We start from the raw sequence: 18,276 nt of genomic DNA on the forward strand, positions 1-18,276 counted from the left end.
ATGGAACAGAAAGAAACAGTCGGCCTGGATCACAGGCCAACCGGGTGAACAGCGAACAAACAGCTTTGGCTGTTGTGCAATCAACTATAGAGAAACTATTAGCGATGAATTAGATTTCAATCAAAGAAGTGCAATAGCGCTTACCCAATCTGCTTGACAGACCAGATAGATTTGGTGAATAGAAAGAGAACGAAAATAACAACACTTGCGCCACTTAATATTTGGAAAATAGTGTGCAGCGAATAGAATATGGAAAAATAGCCTGTTGCTAATGCCCCTAGCGGTGCCATACCAAACAAGGTGAATTGATAGAGCGACATTAGCCTACCTTTATACTCCGGCGTTGCCAGTGTTTGCATGATCACCCGGCAATGGGTTGCTGAATAGCCGGCCACCCAACCCCAAAAAATTACCAGTACGTATAAACCGCCGACAGTAGGTTCACGCGAAAGCGCATAACCAACGATTGCCGTATAGAGTAAACTGAATAAAGCCCCCTGAGCGGGGTACTCTACTTTTTTCCGGAATAACAGCAAAAGGTAAGCACCCAGCATACCCAACACAAAGCAAAATTGCAGGAAACCATACTCCAGCGCATTAAAGCCATAGACATCTCGCGCAAATAGCGGCATAGCCACAATATACAAACCAAGATGCATAACACCATTAAAGCTAATCAACGCAATTAATTGGGCAATACGCCTATCGCCAAGCACGACACTAAAGCCATCCATTATTTGGCTCGACATACGTTTTACTTTAGCCGTTACCAAAGGTGCAGGGCTATCGCCATCCCTCATAGTACCACCGAGCAACAACAATTGAAGCGTGGCCAAAGCACTGACCAACGCTTGTATAGATATCACCAATAAAAAACCGGTTTGATCCGACAAAGAGGCCACTAACACACCTAATGCCTGCATAGAAAACTGTACGATACTCGCGCGGGTGATTTTCACCTGTACGCTTTGCTCACTAAGAGAACCGATGACCTTCTCTCTGGCGGGTTGTATAAGCGCATTGGCACAACCAACAGCAGCGGCGTAAAACATTAGACTGAACAAAGAAAGTTTTTCGGTAACCAACAGCACGCAAAGCAATAGATAGCATAGAGTCAACAGAATTTGCGCGACACACATTAATTGAATCGCATTGCGCCGATCCGCGAGGGCGCCCGCAATAAGCATAACAACCAGATTGGGAAGGAGGCCTGCAGCCTGAACCCAGCCAAGTTGATGCGCGGGAAGCTGTAATGCACTGATACACAACCAAGCCAACAATACTTGATGTACGCCCAGCGCGAAGGCTGAACCACCATGTGCTACCAAAAACATTTTAACGGAATGGGGCATTTTAATTAATAGAGGTTATGCAACAACACAAACAAAAGAGCCACCCTGTCGGTGGCTCTTTTCTACGGAACATGAATCCAAATTTAGTACTTATAACCGGTCTCTTCGTGAAGCACTAAATCCAAACCTTGGGTTTCTTCGTCTTGGTCGACACGAATACCGGAGGTTAGTAGGCCCGTTACTTTTATAATAATAAAAGTGACCACAGCCGTGTAGACAATAGTGAACACTACACCAATAACTTGCACACCAAACTGAGAAGAAATGGAATCGTTTTCACCGCCGTAACCATTACCGGAGAATATGCCCAATGCAGGAGAACAGAATATACCCGCAGCCAATGTTCCCAGAATACCGCCTACCCCGTGAACCGGGAAGACATCGAGCGAGTCATCAATTTTCAACTTACGCTTAATAATCTGCGTAGCATAAAAGCACACCACACCAGCGGTAAGACCTATTACTAGCGCACCCATTGGGCCAACAAAGCCTGAAGCGGGTGTAATAGTACCTAAGCCTGCGACCATACCGGTAACGATCCCCAGAACACTTGGCTTTCCAAATTTAGACCATTCCATTGACATCCACGCGATGGAACCAGCAGCAGCGGAAATGTGCGTTACCAACATGGCCATAGCTGCATCGCCGTTTGCCGCTAATGCGCTGCCCGCGTTAAAGCCAAACCAGCCAACCCAAAGCATTCCAGCCCCGGTGACGGTCATAGTCATGTTGTGTGGTGGCATCGCCGTCTCGGGGAATCCCTTACGATTACCAATCATCAAAGCCACAACAAGCGCAGCAACGCCAGCAGTAATGTGCACAACAGTACCACCCGCGAAATCCAACAGGCCGAGTTCTGCCAACCAGCCGCCGCCCCAAACCATATGGCAGATGGGCGCGTAAACCAGCAGTATCCAAAAGAAGCTAAACACCATAACGGAGGAGAATTTCATCCGTTCGGCAAATGCCCCCACTATCAATGCGGGTGTAATAATGACGAATGTCATTTGGAACATAACAAACAGGCTTTCAGGGATATCTCCAGTAAGAGAACCTGAACCAATGCCGCTCAAGAGTGCCTTACTCAAATCTCCAATGACCAAGTTACCTTCACCAAATGCAAGGCTATAGCCGATAAACAGCCATACTATCGACGCCATGCAGGCAATCGCAAAACACTGCATTAAAATAGATAGCACATTCTTAGTACGCACCAATCCACCGTAAAACAGGGAAAGACCCGGCAGCGTCATGAATAGAACCAAGGCGGTAGCCGTCAGCATCCAGGCGGTATTACTGCCGCTTAATTCATCTGCCGACGCGACTGCCGGTAGCAGCAGGCCTATAACGGCAGAAGAGCGAAGAATTGTTTTCATCAATTGCTCCCAATTTTTTTATGGTTATATTCGAGTGACACTGGCCCGCACCACTCCAACTATTGTGTATGAGTATTTGCGTTTATTGTTTGTCGTTGGTGAAAATTTAACCACCAAGATCCCCAGCGCAATACGCCATTTTGACCCTAAATTTTCAGCGGGGCAACAATACCACAAGAGGCGACTTTTGTGACAACCACACACCGAAATGAGAATATCAAAAGCCGGTCGGGTAAAAAAGTATCCTTTTAACGTGCAGAAAACTGTCGGCAGGCCACCCTCAGGTCATCTAGTCGCGTACACTTGGCCCCGTACGCAATCGCATAGTAAAGCGTGACAATTTTCCTAAGCTGGGGCCCAAGTTCGGGCCTGAGCTTCGAAATCCGTAACATGTAGTCGTGGGGCGTTTCTTCTTGCCTACGGGGGAATCCCGCCTTATCTAGCTTGCGAAATACCTTCCTCAGGTGTACCAATTCCTGGGAGTACTCCCGACTCGAGAACCTTAAAACGCCCGTCAGATAGTAAATCATAAGCGGAGCACCAACACCCAAAACAAAGAATAAGGCTATTCTCCACGGGTCGCGCCCACCTAATAGCCGCTCCAGCAGCCCGGACTGGGCGTGATCGTCGTAGCCCATCACTTGGGTCTGCCACAGATAATCCCACTCCTCTAGCATCAGCTTGGTTTGACCAAGCCATGCCAGTGCATTGAGCCTTAAAAATGCACCGCCCACTAGCGAAGATTCGTCGCGGTTAACCGTCTCGAACAACGCGCGTTCGATTCGCAGGGGGGAAACCGCGGCAGTAGGATCAATACGCGTCCATCCCCGCCCCGCTACCCAGACTTCGGCCCAGGCATGTGCATCCGATTGACGAACAACCAGGTATCGTCCCGCCTCCCGATACTCCCCACCTTGATAGCCCAACACCACACGGGCCGGAATACCAGCAGCACGCATTAGATAAACAAAACTAGAAGAAAAGTGTTCGCAAAACCCTCGCTGGGTCGAGAAAAGGAAATCATCAATGGGGTCATCACCCAGTAACGGTGGCTGTAAGGTATAGGTGAAACTATTAGCGTAATAGGCCAAAGCACGCTCAACAATTAAGTCTGACGGTAAATTTTGGTTTCGCCACCGCTCAGCCATTGCCCGAGCACGCGGGTTACCTTGCTGTGGAAGCTTGAGGTTCCGCGTTAGCTCTTTTGATGACAGCGACTGAGAGCCGAATCGATAATTTTCAAAAGAAATAACATCATATTGGGACCGTGACGTTACCGGCACCTGACTCGTCAATAGTACATCAGGGGAAAAACGGGTGCGCAGCGTGGCGGAGTATGCCTCCACAGGCGCTACTAACGTGAACAACCATGCGTAATTGTGGGGCTCCAGTAACACCGAATACCGGAAGCTTGTTTCATCACTTAGTGCTGAATCAACAGAAACAAGATCGCCCTCGCTATTGCGGGCAAAAAGATTCCACCCGGGATTAGGCTGATCACTAGGAAGTGAATTCGCCGTAACAGAATACCAGCCTCCGGGTCGCTTCCAGGCTTTCCCGTCAAATGTCTCCAGCACTAAACCGCGCCAATAGCGCTGCCTCGGCGCTGGTATACGGCTATCGCCGAAGGTCGCACGAAAAGCAATAGCGTCTGATTTGATCAGGTTACTGAAATCACCAGGCGACATTGAATCACTAAAACCGGTTTTCCCGGTTTGCGTAAGTGAAGGCACCGCCCACAGCTGACCGAGGCGAGGCATAACCAAAAACAGCACAAGCATAACCGGCAGAGCCTGCAACAATATTGAAAACCCGCTCCACAACCTTAATTTAGTGGAGACTCTTCGATGCTGAAAGACTTGCTGTAATGCCGACAACAACACACAACAGGACGCCAGACCATAAAGTCCCATCCAGAAGTTGGGAGCCATCAACAATTGCGCAGCGATCGCAACAAAACCAATATACAAAACAATTAGTACATCTTGGCGGCTTCTAACTTCGATCAATTTCAAAACAAACGCGAGAACCAGCAAGCCAATCATGGGATCTACCCCCATACGGCCACCATAACTAAAATATAAACCAACTATTCCGAGTGAACCAAAAATGAACTTAACAATTGTATTCGGAAAAGGCCAAACACCACGAAATATTTGTACACGCAGCAACACCGCAGCAACCCATATAACAGCCAACCAAAAAGGCAGAAAGAAAAACAAAGGAACAATCGATACGCCCTGAGCAAAGAAAACCCATGTGAGCGTTTCACGACTCACATAACGACTAGCAAAACGTCCAGCAGTGTCACCGCTACTAGCCACGTGAGCTTGCGTGTTTGATTGCAACATTTAAAACACCTCAGCCTTTAAACATTGCCAATGACTCCAAAAGCTGTCGGCGATGATTCTCACCTTTATCAGGCCCAACAGTCAGGCCAGGCAATAGCAGCCCAAAGGGCTCATCGCGCTGACTAAACTGTAGAACCCAGTAGCACAATATGGAGAGCTTTTTTTCCACATCGGCAATGGGAATATCCGAAAAATCTAACCAACGCTCCTCAGATACATTCTGGCTAAACTCTTTAACGTACAAACCTTTTTCCTGTGCATAGTGCTTCCAAGATACTAATTTAAGAGAATCACCCGGCGTATACTCACGCAGACCGCTATAGTCCTCTCCACCACGCACAGGGTGTAACCCCTCGCCCGTATCGTCTACTTTTGCCTGCCCAGATAGCGGCCCGGGCATAGGCGAAGGATAAATAAGTGCCGCAACATCCCAATTCAACCAAGACCAGCAGCGCAAAATACCAAGTGGGAAATAACTTTGCACCAACATTCTACCGGGCTTTAACCACCCACGCTTATGGCTCGCCAGTGGAATACGTACACGTACAACATCGTCACTGGGGACATCAATATTCACCACCTTGTCGTCTGCCTCTTGCCACCCCACTTCAAGATTTTCAGCAAAACGTGTTGAGCCTGTTCGCAGGCAAAAAATAAAATCAACCTCCTCCCCCGCAAAAGCTGGAGATGTGCCAATGTAATCAACATGAAGCGAAGAAAGGTTTTTATGGGTATGTAGTATGGCTACAACGAATACACTGGTTAATAGAAAAGCCAACGCTAAAATCATGTTGTTCTGGTAATTAGTGCCAAGCAACCATAGCACCAAGAGAATTAGAATGAGTGCAAAGCCACGCAATGACGGGAAAATATAGAGCTTTTTTCGGTTAAGCACGTGCTCGTTAGCCGGATGCACGCGCTTATCAATAAAGCGGAAAAAACGCTGACTAAAAAAATGGGCAACTGGATTTAGCAAACTTTTTCCGTGAACAAACATAAGCGTACCCTTATTCATTGCTTTTAGCCTCTGGCTTTACGTGTTTCTCATGCGAAAGGCAAATTTTCAGGCATACCGGTGGCCCCGAGAATTTTTTTACTGCTTTGATCTGACTAAAAAGACAACCGAGCTTGCGCTGTACAGACCAAGTTTGCCAGCACCGAGCCTAAAAATATTTATTTGAGAGGTGGTCAACATTCTTTGCCACCGAGCAGATAGCCACAACATTGCTTTAACCACTAACGTACAGGCAAAACATCGACGCTTGTTAACAGGTGATCGACCAATGAGCGAGCGCGCTCTGATTTCCCATCGGTAGAGTGGGTGTGAACACCACGCACACGATGACCAACAACAGAAGGTAGCACTATTTGAATGTCTTCCGGCAGCAAGTGCTCTCGGCCTTCCAACAGTGCCCACGCTTTAGCTGCCCGCAGCCATGCTAAAGCCCCTCGCGGTGACAAACCATAACTAAAGCTTTCATCAAACCGAGTAAAGTCCACTAATCGCTGTAAGTAATCTAGCAACTGGTCGGTTGCTTTCACTTCATCGACGAGAGCCTGTATTTGAGTCATTTTTTTTAGGTCCGTTACCGGTTGTACATGCTGTAATCGTGTGCGCGGGTCTAAGCCTTTAAATAACTTCTGTTCGGTAGCACGATTGGGGTAGCCGAGCGAAATACGCATGAGAAAACGATCGAGTTGAGATTCTGGCAAAGGGTAAGTGCCGGCTTGCGTCAGCGGGTTTTGCGTGGCGATAACAAAAAATGGCTCTGGCAAGGGGCGAGTCTGGCCTTCTATGGTGACCTGACGCTCCTCCATAGCCTCCAGCAAGGCACTTTGCGTTTTAGGCGTTGTGCGATTAATTTCGTCGGCCAACAAAACTTGAGTGAAAATTGGCCCCTGCATAAATTTGAATTCAGAAGTCTGTCGATTGTAAATCGCAGCTCCCAGAATATCCGCAGGCAATAAATCACTGGTAAATTGAACGCGTTTGTATTCGAGCCCAAGAACTTTAGCTAGGCACTGAGCAAGGGTGGTTTTACCCATACCGGGTAGGTCTTCTATCAAGAGGTGGCCGCGAGCAAAAAGACAGGTAACGGCAAGCTTTACTTGTTTTTCCTTACCCAGCAGTATTGTGCCAACTTCATCAACTACCGCATTCATCAGAGAGTTCATTCACTCAGTACCTTAGTCGTATTGCGCCCATGGAGCTTACCGTTTACTGATGTAGCACCACATTATCGATATATAACACACGTTCTTCCTGAATCTTGTAAGAATAGAACATAACGGTGCTAATTCGCCCCATATCCAGCTCACGTTTTTTGGGCGCCATTTTTATTTTTTGCAAAGGTATGCGAATCGTCTGTAAACCGGGTTTTATTTGGTAGGTTTTATTGAAACGATCGTTGTGCTGATTATTATGTTTGGCATCATGGATGCGCACAACCAACCGGACGTCTTCGTCTATTGGGTTAAAAATTTCAACCGAAAAAGCACTATGTTCACGCCAATCTGGATGCACCTCTTCTATTGTGACACCAGGCCAAGGACCTGGTACTAAATCTAAGCGCCCCACTTTAGAGGTATTGCCTATCCAGCCGCTGGGAGCGTTTTCGATTGAGAATTTTGCGCGGTAAGCCGAATGAGCATAGGCGTTTAACCAGTGATTGTCGAAATCGGCCAGAACGGGAAAAGCTTGCGCGCGGTACCGCTCAGCGAAAGCCCACTTAACAGGCTCACTGACCCCCACCATTAGCAGTAAAGCGAATACCAGTAAGCCCACCAGTCGCTTTATACCTTTGGTGTACACCGCGTAGTAAAACCCAAGGCCGGCAAGGGTACCGACAATATCCAATCGGAAGTCAAACCAACTTGCCTCACGCCCAACACGCGCCTGAACCAGTTCAACGGCACCACCAAACAACAGGCACACAAGCAACGTAACCAGTGCAGTCATCGCCATTTGTTGATGCAATACATACCTGTGGAGGGTAAGGCTTGTGGTTAGACCCAAACCTAAGAATATGAGCGCGTGGCCAGCATTATGTAGCGAAGCCCAGAAATAAGAATTATCTACGGGGAGCTTCAAAAAAAACAGAACCCAACTGTTTACGAGTAGAATAACGACAAGAAAGCTCAGCCCCAACCATAATCGGGGGCTTAATTTTGCGACATCCAGTTGCTTAAAAAAGGCCACAATAGCGCTAGAGCAGGCTCAAGCCTCTGTTAAGATCCTTTTTAAGGTCCTCAACAGATTCTAAGCCAACCGCCATCCGAATTAGGTTTTCAGTAATACCTGCCGCCGCCCTATCTTCGCCGCTCAAACGACCGTGTGTTGTGGTAGCTGGATGCACAATCGTTGATTTGGCATCGCCCAAATTTGCGGTATGAGAGATGACCCGAATTGCGTCAAGTACCTTCCACGCTTCCTCGCGTCCTCCTCTTACCGTAAATGAAAGTACGCCACCAAACGCGCGTTGCTGCTTTTTCGCCAACGCATGGGACGGATGATCTTTCAAGCCACCGTAGTACACGTGCTCTACTGCGGGTTGCACCTGCAGCCAAAGTGCCAATTGCAGCGCATTAGCCGAATGAGCGTCCATTCTTAAACGCAGCGTTTCCAGCCCTTTCAGAAACACCCAAGCATTGAATGGGCTCATGGTAGGCCCGCAAGTACGGATAAAACCTAGCACTTCATCCATATGCTCTTTTTTGCCAACAACAGCTCCGCCAAGGCAGCGCCCCTGACCATCTAGGTATTTAGTGGCCGAGTGCACAACAATATCGGCACCCAGTGCGAGCGGCTGCTGTAAAGCCGGTGTACAAAAGCAATTATCAATAACCAGCAGTGCGTCTTGGCTGTGGGCAATAGCCGCAAGCTTGGCAATATCGGCAACATCGCTGAGGGGGTTTGAAGGCGTTTCGGCAAACAATAAACGCGTTTTTTTGGTAAGCGCGTTTTTCCACTGCGGTAAATCGGTAAGAGACACCAGATCAACGTTGACGCCGAATTTTTGCAGGTATTTTGTAAACAATACCGTTGTTGTACCGAACACACTTCGCGAACATATTACGTGATCACCGGCCTGTAGAAACGCCATGCAAGTACTTAGAATAGCGGCCATACCCGAAGCTGCAGCAACACCTGCCTCTGCGCCCTCGAGCGCAGCAATACGCTGTTCAAAAGTGCGCACCGTTGGGTTGGTATAACGTGAGTAAACGTTGCCTGGCTGCTCGCCTGAAAAACGAGCGGCCGCTTCTGCTGCATTTTTGAACACATAGCTCGATGTGGTATAGATCGGCTCACCGTGCTCACCTTCATGGGAGCGAACCTGCCCCGCACGCACCGCTAGGGTGTCCAGCTCAGCGCCTTGGAGGAATTCTAAAGGATTAAGGGGTAGTTCTTCAGTCATATTTCAACTCGAGAAACAATCAGCATGTATATTTTCACCCTGATTCTAGGCAATTTGGAGTAAGGCTAGGTCAAGAAAGCAACGCTATTCGTCGTTGTGAATGCCAACCATGGCATTACCACCGGAATTATTGGCGTCTTCCGTCGACGATTTAACCTTGTCGTTGCGCATTTTGTCGAGCTTATTGAGATAAGCTGTATCGACATCACCCGTTACATACTCACCATTAAACACCGCACAATCAAACTGAGGTATTTCCGGATTACCTTCACCGGATGCTGCAATCAAATCTTCGATGTCTTGATAGATCAACCAGTCGGCACCGATTTCTTCGCAAATTTCTTTTTCTGTTCGCCCGTGGGCAATTAGCTCCTCCGCGCTGGGCATATCGATGCCGTAGACATTGGGGTACATCACAGCGGGGGCAGCAGAGGCGAAATACACTTTTGCCGCGCCCGCATCACGAGCCATTTGGATGATTTGTTGGCAAGTAGTGCCACGCACAATCGAGTCATCCACCAGCATCACGTTTTTATCCCTAAACTCCAAATCGATAACGTTGAGCTTTTGGCGTACTGACTTACGTCGTAACTGCTGGCCCGGCATAATGAAGGTTCGACCGATATAGCGATTTTTTACCAAGCCTTCGCGAAATTTAACGCCCATGGTATGAGCCATGGCCTGCCCGGCTACGCGGCTGCTATCAGGAATGGGAATAACCACATCAATATCGTGATCAGGTCGCTCACGTAAAATTTTCTCTGCGAGTTTTTCGCCTTGACGCAGGCGTGCTTTATAGACAGACACGCCATCCATAATAGAATCTGGACGTGCAAAATATACGTGCTCAAAAATACACGGGCTGTAGCTAGGATTGTCCACGCATTGGTGCGTAAACAGCTCGCCATCGACAGTAATGTAAACACACTCTCCAGGGCCTACGTCCCGCACCAGCGTGTAACCCAAGACATCAAGCGCAACACTCTCGGAAGCAATCATGTATTCCCGACCGTGGTCAGTGTCACGGTATCCGTAAACAAGCGGTCGAATACCATTTGGGTCACGAAAAGCGAATACACCATAATTGGCAATCATCCCCACAACAGCATAACCGCCACGAACTCGCTTATGAACGCCCTCTACTGCACGAAACACATCTTCTGCGGCCGGCTGAAATTTGCCTTGCAGCTGTATCTCGTGGGCAAATACGTTAAGCAGGACTTCGGAGTCTGAGTCGGTATTGACGTGGCGCAGATCGGCCTTGAAAAGGTTTTGACGTAACTCATCAGCATTGGTTAGATTGCCATTGTGAGCAAGAGCAATACCATAGGGAGAGTTGACGTAGAAAGGCTGGGCCAGTGCAGGCCCTGTGCTCCCTGCGGTTGGGTAGCGCACATGGCCAATACCCATATTGCCCGCAAGTCGCTGCATGTGCCGGGTTCGGAAAACATCCTTCACCAAGCCAACGGCTTTCTGTTGAGCAAACTTGCCGTCTTTGCAAGTCATGATTCCTGCCGCATCCTGGCCACGATGTTGTAGCATGGTAAGCGCATCGTACAACCCAAGATTTACGTCTTTCTTACCTACAATTCCGACAATACCGCACATAAACAACTCTCAACCTAAAAAACAGCACGTACAACTGAAGATTAACCGTTAAGCAAATAGCCAACGGCCGATGTAAATTCTTTGGCTAGCGTTCTGCACCAGTCTTCAAATTCCATAAGGTGAGGAATAAGCAGTGACTGTCGCCACCAACCGTCCTGATCTATCGGAATAAGACCGGGAACAAGCAGTAATATGGCCATTACCACAATAAACCCCCGCACCAACCCAAAAATCATGCCGAACAATCGGTCTGTACCGGAAAGACCCGTCATCCGCACCAATTCGCCAATCAGATAGTTCACCATTGCACCGACTATTAGTGTAGCCGCAAACAACAGCCCAAAAGCCACCATGTCTCTAACAGATGGTGTATCAATTTGATTGACGAGAAGGGACGATAGTTGATCGCCGAAAGTCATGGCGACGATAAAGGCCAAAACCCAATTCGCCATGGAAAGCGCTTCTTTTACAAAGCCGCGCTTAAGGCTAATTAGGCTGGATACTACAAGTATCGCAAGAATTACCCAGTCGGCCCAGTTCATAGCTGATCAACTCTCAATGAAAAGAAGGCGCAATTCTATCAGAGGCAGTCATCATTCCGAAACACTCTGTGGTACACATATTCAAAGGAGAGCATAACTCCCCCATTTTTTATACCCAGATCTGTTGTGTTACTGGGTTTGCGCTACACTTTAAGAAACCTGCGGGGCTTGCCTTTTATATGAAGCAAATCGACATTATTAAAACCTATGGCCAAAAGCGCTGCTTGGTGGTGGATGACGTACCCGACATTCGCGCCTCCCTAAAACGTATTCTGATCGATTTCGGTTCTGTTAATGTCGATACCGCGGGCAACGCTGAAGAAGCCATTGATATTTGCCAGCGCAATCAGTACGACATCGTACTATCCGACTACAACCTGGGTAGCAGCAAGAACGGACAACAACTGTTAGAAGAGCTGCGCTTCCACGGCCTGCTCAAAAATACCGCTCTGTACATAATGATCACAGCCGAAAGCGCCAGCCAATACGTATTGCACGCCTTGGAATACCAACCCGATGATTACTTGAACAAACCCATCAGCCGAGACTCGCTGCGACCCAGGCTCGACCAGGCACTGCTCAAAAATGAAGCGCTGCTGCAAGCGAAGAAATCGCTCGATCAGAAAAACCCTAACGCTGCCATTAAAGCGTGCGAAAACCTACTTGCAAAAAAGTCTCGCTACAGTAACGACGCACGCAAAATGCTTGGCGAACTTATGATCAGCCAAAAACAACATGAGCAAGCATTAACCGTTTATGCACAGCTCCCCCAAGACCGCATGCCTATCTGGGCTAACCTGGGCATTGCACGCTGTTATTTCGGCCAAAAGAAATTTGAAAAGGCCGAAGCGCTACTCACCAAGCTTATTGACGAAAACCCACTATGTGTAGAAGCCCACGACCTACTAGCAAAACTATTTGAAGCACAAAACAACTCCGCCAGAGCGCAACAATCACTGCACAACGCACTGGGCATTTCACCACTGTCGAGTGACCGGCAAAGAGAAATGGGGCGCGTGAGCCACGAAGCCGGTGACGAACTGGCATCGATACACGCTTACCGTACAGCGCTCAAGCAAAGCCGTAACTCCTGTCACGAACAGGCGGAAGACTATCTATACCTTGCCCAAGGCTTAACCAACCTTGTTCGGGACGACGCCAACGAAACCCAAAAACTGTCAAATGAAGCCATAGAAACACTACGCTCGGTAGAAAAACGCTTTGGTAAACAGCCTATTGTTAATATGCGCGGAAAGTTAGTAGAAGCCGATCTGTTACGGGTACAAAAAAAAGAGCAGCGCAGTCAAGCTATGACCGAAAAAGCTCTGGCTGTACAAAAGGAAATGCGCCTAAGCGCCATACAGAATACCCCTGCCCAGCTGAGTATCGATTGTGCTCGAGCCTTTATGGAGCTAGGTGAATACGATGCCGGTGATTTGCTATTACAGGAAGTCGCAAAAGCAAATAACGACCCCGATATAGCCATACAGCTTGACAAACTACTGCGCGAACCTTTAACAAAAGCCGGAGTACAGCACGCCGCCAAGTCGAACAAACAAGGCATAGCGTTCTACCAACAAAAAGAATACGAACAGGCCGTAGTAGCATTTCAAAATGTGCTGAAGGAGTTACCCAATCACATTGGCTTAAACCTAAACCTGATACAAGCACTTATAAGTAAAACCAAAGGCAGTGTTATCGACAACAGTGAAGTCGAAATAATCGCCGACAGCCTACAGCGAATAGGTAAGATTGAAAGCGACTCAAGCTACGCACAACGCTACGAATACCTGATTCGCCAGTATAAAAACATAATCGACCGATCGACTACTTAAAGTAAGCCCCGCACCCTCACCATAGCAACCAACATCCCCCCCATAGCAGTAGCTGTTTGAAGCACGGTTTTCGGTTATGATGCCTATTAAACAACTATAACTCACCGTATGCATATCATTTCCCGCCTGGCTAGCTCCCGACTGCTGCTAGCAATGCTATTCCTGTTAGCTGTTGCTCTATTCTTTGTCCTATTTGGTGAAGCCTATTACGCCGCCTTAGCGATGCCCGATATATTAATAGCCCCAATAATGACGCTGGGATCATTCGTTGCAGGGTCCACTTTCTTGGGAGGCGGCGCCGTCGCCTTTCCCGCATTAACCAAGATTCTCCATGCGGACCCGATTACCGCCAAGAACTTTTCCTTAGCCATCCAAAGCGTGGGGATGACCTCGGCCAGCATTTACATTCTACTGCGTGTTCGTACAATCCCAGGAGTCTTTCTTCAGTACTATTTACCCGGCTCAGCTATTGGCCTATTGCTATCACTTACGCTATTAGAACAACACCTCACGGGCAACGATTTACGCGTCGGCTTTACGCTGTTTGTGTTGGTTTTTATGTTGGTGTACCTCTGGGCCTATTTGAGCAAACAAAAACATTTTTCTGATTTAGGTGAACTAACCGCTATCGATAAAAACCTGATCATCAAAGCAGGTTTACTCGGCGGTATATTGTCTGGTTTATTGGGGTCCGGGGCAGACCTCGTAGCATTTTGCCTATTAGCACTGTATTTCAGAGTCGATATAAAGCTAGCTACACAAACATCTGTATTGATTATGGCAGCCACTTCAGTGCTGGGCGTAGGCTTACAAGGTATTGTGTTTAACAAACTCTCAACCGAGGTGCTAACTTTGTGGATGCTGGCAGCACCCGTGGTAATAATAGGGGCACCTTTGGGCGCCATATTTTGTCGTCGAGCCACAACAAAAACGCTACTAGTCTTTATTGGCTTCATCGTTACGGCAGAGATCGTTTCCACCATTTTACTCGTGCCACTGGAAAAAAATAGACTCGGGTATTATCTTTTGTTAGTGCTAGCCTCTATCTCGTTACTAGTAATACTCAACAAAATCAGCAAACGAAAACAGCATAAAGATCAACACGTTTTAGAGGAGCCTAATCTAAAATAATTTGCAGCTTAATCAGGGCTCGAACTTTAACAACATCGACTTAACGCCCAGTAACTTGTCAATTTCTCGCTTGGCCGCCAAAGATTTTTGCTTATTTAAAAATGGACCGACATAAAGACGATTCATTTTCCCCTGCTCAGCATTAATTTGCTCAACATAAGCATCATACCCCTTAACCCTGAGAGCATCCCGTCGCTCTCTTGCGTGACCTTCAAATCGATAACTGGCGACCTGTAACACCCAAGCATTTGGGGTGCCCTTATCGGTCAGTACCGGTTCAGCTTCAACGATTTCAACCTCGGCTTGCTGTTGTGTATTTTCATCGGGAATAAACATTTCCGCAGGCTCAGCAAGGGGCTCACCAGGCAGACTCTCAACTGGCGGGCGAATATCTATAGGAACGATATGCGGCGCTGGTGGGATTTGTGTGGTGTGATCCATTTTTTCGATGCGCTCGCGATCAAAAATTACAGGTATAAACACTACGCCAATTGCAACCAGCACAAACGCTCCGACTATTCGCTGTTTTAAGCCATCATCCACAACCCACCCCTTGCTGCCTAATCATCACTCGTTTTATTCTCGCTAAAGTCAGCCAAAAAACGCAGCGTGTCCGCCACCGTATAAAAAGAACCAAACACCAAAATAGTGCCAAACTCAACTTTCTTCTGCGCAAGACGTATTGCCTGATCAACATCATCGAAAACACTGATACGCCTAGGCTCCACGCCAAGCCCCAATAAAACTTTCTGTACATCCTCTACCGCTGCCGCACGAACGGTATGACAGTTTTTAGGAAGAAACCAGTGGCCAATCGTATGGGTAAGGCTCTGGCAAACCGCGCGTATATCTTTATCGGCCATTATTGCAAACACAGCTAATGCTGGTTGAGAGCCCAAATGGCACATTTTCTCCGCCAACAGCTTGGATGCTGCGGGATTATGAGCAACATCCAGAATCAATTTATGACCAGAAGCCAGCGGCCTTACACTGAACCGACCTTCGAGTTGCATAGTCTGTAGTGCAGATTTATGCTTAGTCGTTATAGCGCCAGCCCCCAACAGGTTAAATACTTGTGCGGCAGCCGCTACGCTATCTAAGGGCAAGCTGAGTGAACCCAACCTTAACACCGTCTCGCCATTATCTAACGTTAGCTCAATACCATCATCGCGGCGACCCCAGGAAAAATCTTGCCCTATCCAATAACTATTAGCATGTAACGCTGTAGATTGTTGTTTTAATGTTTGTGGGGGTTTATTTTCGGCACATATAAACAACGCCCCCTCGCGGAGTATGCCGACCTTCTCAAATGCAATTTCTTCTCGGGTATCACCAAGCCAAGCTTGATGATCTAAATCGATCGAAGTTACTACGGCAATATCCGCCGACAGCATGTTAACGGCATCTAGACGCCCACCAAGCCCCACTTCAAGTAACCAATAATCAACACCAGCCTCCTTAAAAATAAGCATTGCAGCGAGCGCGCCAAACTCGAAATAAGTTAGACTAATGTCATTACGGGCGAGGTCGATACGAGTGAAAGCACGACACAAATCGGTATCTGAAACGCACTCTCCGTTTACACGCACCCTTTCGTTGTAACGAAGTAAATGCGGGGAAGTAAAGGAGCCGGTTGTTTTAGACGAGCACAGCAACAATGTTTCGAGCGCTGCAACACAAGAGCCCTTGCCGTTAGTACCGGCAATTGAAATAACGGTGGGAGCACCAGAAGCCCCCGGAGCAGCTCTAGAATGTATTAATTCGCAAAAACCCAATCTTTCGCCAACGATGGTAATGCGCTCCAAACCCAAATCAATTTCATTCGGGTGCAGCGTTTCCATCCACGAAAGCCAGTCGTTTAGAGCCTGAAAACGTGGCTCAGAGCTGGCCTCGCTAGTGAATACGGTATCGATCACAATGTCCTATAAAATAGTAAATAAATGGACAACGAAACCAACAACCTAGACGGCTGGTTTATTGCAGAGCTTAGCCAGAATGGAGGCTATACGGTCTCGCATTTCACCACGGTGGATAATCATATCGATTGCGCCATGCTCCAACAAAAACTCACTGCGCTGGAAGCCCTTCGGTAATTTCTGGCGAATAGTTTGTTCAATAATAGCTGGACCTGCAAAACCGGCACGCGCACCAGGCTCCGCAGCATTAATATCACCCAACAGCGCCAAGCTTGCTGAAACACCACCGTATACGGGATCTGTCATAATCGAAATAAATGGTACACCTTCCATTTTCATTCTCTCAATAACAGCGCTGGTTTTTGCCATTTGCATCAACGAAATTAGCGCTTCTTGCATGCGAGCACCACCGGTAGCAGAAAAACAGATGTAAGGTATCCTTTCTTCTAGGGCAACCTGCGCCGCACGGGTAAATCTTTCGCCAACAGCGTAACCCATTGAACCGCCGTGAAAGGCAAACTCAAATGCACTTGCCACAACAGGCATCGACTTAAGTGTGCCCTTCATGGCTACCAGCGCATCTTTTTCACCTGTAGATTTTTGAGCGGCCGACAAACGATCTTTGTATTTTTTAACATCTTTAAATTTCAAACGATCAATAGGCAATACATCAGTAGCCAATTCTTCGCGGTCTTCGTCGTCAAGAAAAATATCCAAACGCCGACGCGCGCCTATACGCATATGGTGGTCACACTTCGGACAGATATCCAGATTTTTTTCGAGTTCTGGGCGATATAAAACTGCCGTACATTTACTGCACTTTTTCCATAAGCCCTCAGGCACCTTACTAGCACTACGAGCACCAGGGGAACGAACACTTGCAGGAACGATCTTCTCTAACCAACTCATACTTTAATTCACTCTTAAATTTCGTCCAGGCCTTTACGAATAGGCTGAATAACTGTCGACAATTGCGTACAAATTTTATCGGTCGTTTCACCAGCCAAGGAGGCCATGGCACTAACAAGCACGCTACCCACGACCACTCCATCGGAAACAGCACCCACGGTTTTTGCGGTTACCTCATCTTTAATACCAAAGCCAACAAGTACCGGTAAATCAGTGTGTGCTCTTATAACACCAAGCTTTTGCTCAACTGATGCCGTATCTATAAGGCCTGCACCAGTCACACCCTTTAGCGACACATAGTAGACAAAGCCACCCGCCAACTTGGTAATCGCAGCAATACGCTCATCAGTAGTAGTGGGGGCAATCAAGAAAATATTTTCTATTTCGAATTTTTTAAGCTCAACACTGAGGTCAGCGGCTTCTTCCGGCGGTAAATCTACGGTGAGAATTCCGTCAACACCCGCTGCGGATGCGCGCTTTGCCAACTCGGCATAACCCATTCGTTCGATGGGGTTAGCATAGCCCATGAGCACGACGGGCGTCTCTGTATTGGTTTTACGAAACTCCTGAACCAAGGCCATGGCACTCGTAAGGCTCGCACCATTTCCTAAGGCTCTTTCGTGGCCTTTTTGGATCACTGGGCCCTCCGCCATTGGGTCGGAAAAAGGCACACCGAGTTCAATAATATCGGCCCCCGAATCAACCAAAGTATGCATAGCAGGAAGTGTTGTTTCTAACGCAGGGTCGCCATGAACAATATAAGCCACCAGCGCTTTTTTACCCTGTGATTTACAATCCGTCAGGCGTGTATTTATTCTATTCACTAATGTCTCTCTCTTAC

15 protein-coding genes are annotated in these 18,276 nt (G+C 47.7%); 2 read left to right on the plus strand and 13 right to left on the minus strand.

Annotation, left to right across the window (positions count from 1 at the left end; translation table 11 throughout):
- Window positions 1–140: 140 nt before the first annotated feature.
- From H5336_RS19970 to H5336_RS20010, 9 genes are all read right to left on the minus strand, one after another.
- Complete coding sequence (locus H5336_RS19970) at window positions 141–1,352, minus strand: MFS transporter (protein ID WP_185236225.1); 1,212 nt, start codon at window positions 1,350–1,352, stop codon at window positions 141–143.
- Window positions 1,353–1,435: 83 nt separating this feature from the next.
- Window positions 1,436–2,728: an ammonium transporter gene (locus H5336_RS19975; protein WP_185236226.1), complete on the minus strand. Its 1,293-nt coding sequence runs from the start codon at window positions 2,726–2,728 to the stop codon at window positions 1,436–1,438.
- Window positions 2,729–2,976: 248 nt separating this feature from the next.
- Window positions 2,977–5,079, minus strand: a complete 2,103-nt coding sequence (locus H5336_RS19980; protein ID WP_185236227.1) for a transglutaminase TgpA family protein — start codon at window positions 5,077–5,079, stop codon at window positions 2,977–2,979.
- 10 nt (window positions 5,080–5,089) lie between these two features.
- On the minus strand, window positions 5,090–6,094 hold the full coding sequence (locus H5336_RS19985) for a DUF58 domain-containing protein (protein WP_246439452.1): 1,005 nt from the start codon (window positions 6,092–6,094) through the stop codon (window positions 5,090–5,092).
- A 221-nt stretch (window positions 6,095–6,315) separates the two neighbouring features.
- Window positions 6,316–7,254, minus strand: a complete 939-nt coding sequence (locus tag H5336_RS19990; protein ID WP_185236228.1) for an AAA family ATPase — start codon at window positions 7,252–7,254, stop codon at window positions 6,316–6,318.
- A gap of 43 nt (window positions 7,255–7,297) precedes the next feature.
- Entirely contained in the window at window positions 7,298–8,278 is a 981-nt protein-coding gene (locus tag H5336_RS19995; protein ID WP_313558090.1) for a VanZ family protein, read from the minus strand.
- 7 nt (window positions 8,279–8,285) lie between these two features.
- On the minus strand, window positions 8,286–9,494 hold the full coding sequence (locus tag H5336_RS20000; RefSeq protein ID WP_185236230.1) for an O-succinylhomoserine sulfhydrylase: 1,209 nt from the start codon (window positions 9,492–9,494) through the stop codon (window positions 8,286–8,288).
- Window positions 9,495–9,578: 84 nt separating this feature from the next.
- Window positions 9,579–11,102, minus strand: a complete 1,524-nt coding sequence (gene purF, locus H5336_RS20005; protein ID WP_185236231.1) for an amidophosphoribosyltransferase — start codon at window positions 11,100–11,102, stop codon at window positions 9,579–9,581.
- Window positions 11,103–11,143: 41 nt separating this feature from the next.
- On the minus strand, window positions 11,144–11,644 hold the full coding sequence (locus tag H5336_RS20010) for a CvpA family protein (RefSeq protein ID WP_185236232.1): 501 nt from the start codon (window positions 11,642–11,644) through the stop codon (window positions 11,144–11,146).
- 179 nt (window positions 11,645–11,823) lie between these two features.
- Between H5336_RS20010 and H5336_RS20015 the strand changes: the two genes are divergently transcribed.
- Window positions 11,824–13,479, plus strand: a complete 1,656-nt coding sequence (locus H5336_RS20015; protein WP_185236233.1) for a tetratricopeptide repeat-containing response regulator — start codon at window positions 11,824–11,826, stop codon at window positions 13,477–13,479.
- Window positions 13,480–13,632: 153 nt separating this feature from the next.
- Complete coding sequence (locus H5336_RS20020) at window positions 13,633–14,610, plus strand: TSUP family transporter (RefSeq protein WP_246439453.1); 978 nt, start codon at window positions 13,633–13,635, stop codon at window positions 14,608–14,610.
- A gap of 12 nt (window positions 14,611–14,622) precedes the next feature.
- Here H5336_RS20020 and H5336_RS20025 read toward each other — a convergent pair whose 3' ends face one another.
- The 4 genes from H5336_RS20025 to trpA are packed head-to-tail and all read right to left on the minus strand — an operon-like array spanning window position 14,623 to window position 18,259.
- Window positions 14,623–15,153, minus strand: coding sequence for an SPOR domain-containing protein (locus tag H5336_RS20025; RefSeq protein ID WP_185236235.1), 531 nt, complete (start codon window positions 15,151–15,153; stop codon window positions 14,623–14,625).
- Window positions 15,154–15,170: 17 nt separating this feature from the next.
- On the minus strand, window positions 15,171–16,526 hold the full coding sequence (locus H5336_RS20030) for a bifunctional folylpolyglutamate synthase/dihydrofolate synthase (protein ID WP_185236236.1): 1,356 nt from the start codon (window positions 16,524–16,526) through the stop codon (window positions 15,171–15,173).
- A 45-nt stretch (window positions 16,527–16,571) separates the two neighbouring features.
- Window positions 16,572–17,435, minus strand: a complete 864-nt coding sequence (gene accD, locus H5336_RS20035; RefSeq protein WP_185236237.1) for an acetyl-CoA carboxylase, carboxyltransferase subunit beta — start codon at window positions 17,433–17,435, stop codon at window positions 16,572–16,574.
- Window positions 17,436–17,449: 14 nt separating this feature from the next.
- Window positions 17,450–18,259 (minus strand): tryptophan synthase subunit alpha, encoded by an 810-nt coding sequence (gene trpA / locus H5336_RS20040; RefSeq protein WP_185236238.1) that lies wholly within the window; start codon window positions 18,257–18,259, stop codon window positions 17,450–17,452.
- Between the last annotated feature and the right edge of the window lie 17 nt (window positions 18,260–18,276).

This window comes from Teredinibacter franksiae (assembly GCF_014218805.1).
GTDB lineage: Bacteria > Pseudomonadota > Gammaproteobacteria > Pseudomonadales > Cellvibrionaceae > Teredinibacter > Teredinibacter franksiae.

What these genes read in the sequence shown, in the direction of transcription:
- H5336_RS19970 (WP_185236225.1), bottom strand. Translation starts at nt 1,352, where the DNA reads ATGCCCCATTCCGTTAAAATGTTTTTGGTAGCACATGGTGGTTCAGCC.
- H5336_RS19975 (WP_185236226.1), bottom strand. Translation starts at nt 2,728, where the DNA reads ATGAAAACAATTCTTCGCTCTTCTGCCGTTATAGGCCTGCTGCTACCG.
- H5336_RS19980 (WP_185236227.1), bottom strand. Translation starts at nt 5,079, where the DNA reads ATGTTGCAATCAAACACGCAAGCTCACGTGGCTAGTAGCGGTGACACT.
- H5336_RS19985 (WP_246439452.1), bottom strand. Translation starts at nt 6,094, where the DNA reads ATGAATAAGGGTACGCTTATGTTTGTTCACGGAAAAAGTTTGCTAAAT.
- H5336_RS19990 (WP_185236228.1), bottom strand. Translation starts at nt 7,254, where the DNA reads ATGAACTCTCTGATGAATGCGGTAGTTGATGAAGTTGGCACAATACTG.
- H5336_RS20000 (WP_185236230.1), bottom strand. Translation starts at nt 9,494, where the DNA reads ATGACTGAAGAACTACCCCTTAATCCTTTAGAATTCCTCCAAGGCGCT.
- purF (WP_185236231.1), bottom strand. Translation starts at nt 11,102, where the DNA reads ATGTGCGGTATTGTCGGAATTGTAGGTAAGAAAGACGTAAATCTTGGG.
- H5336_RS20010 (WP_185236232.1), bottom strand. Translation starts at nt 11,644, where the DNA reads ATGAACTGGGCCGACTGGGTAATTCTTGCGATACTTGTAGTATCCAGC.
- H5336_RS20015 (WP_185236233.1), top strand. Translation starts at nt 11,824, where the DNA reads ATGAAGCAAATCGACATTATTAAAACCTATGGCCAAAAGCGCTGCTTG.
- H5336_RS20020 (WP_246439453.1), top strand. Translation starts at nt 13,633, where the DNA reads ATGCTATTCCTGTTAGCTGTTGCTCTATTCTTTGTCCTATTTGGTGAA.
- accD (WP_185236237.1), bottom strand. Translation starts at nt 17,435, where the DNA reads ATGAGTTGGTTAGAGAAGATCGTTCCTGCAAGTGTTCGTTCCCCTGGT.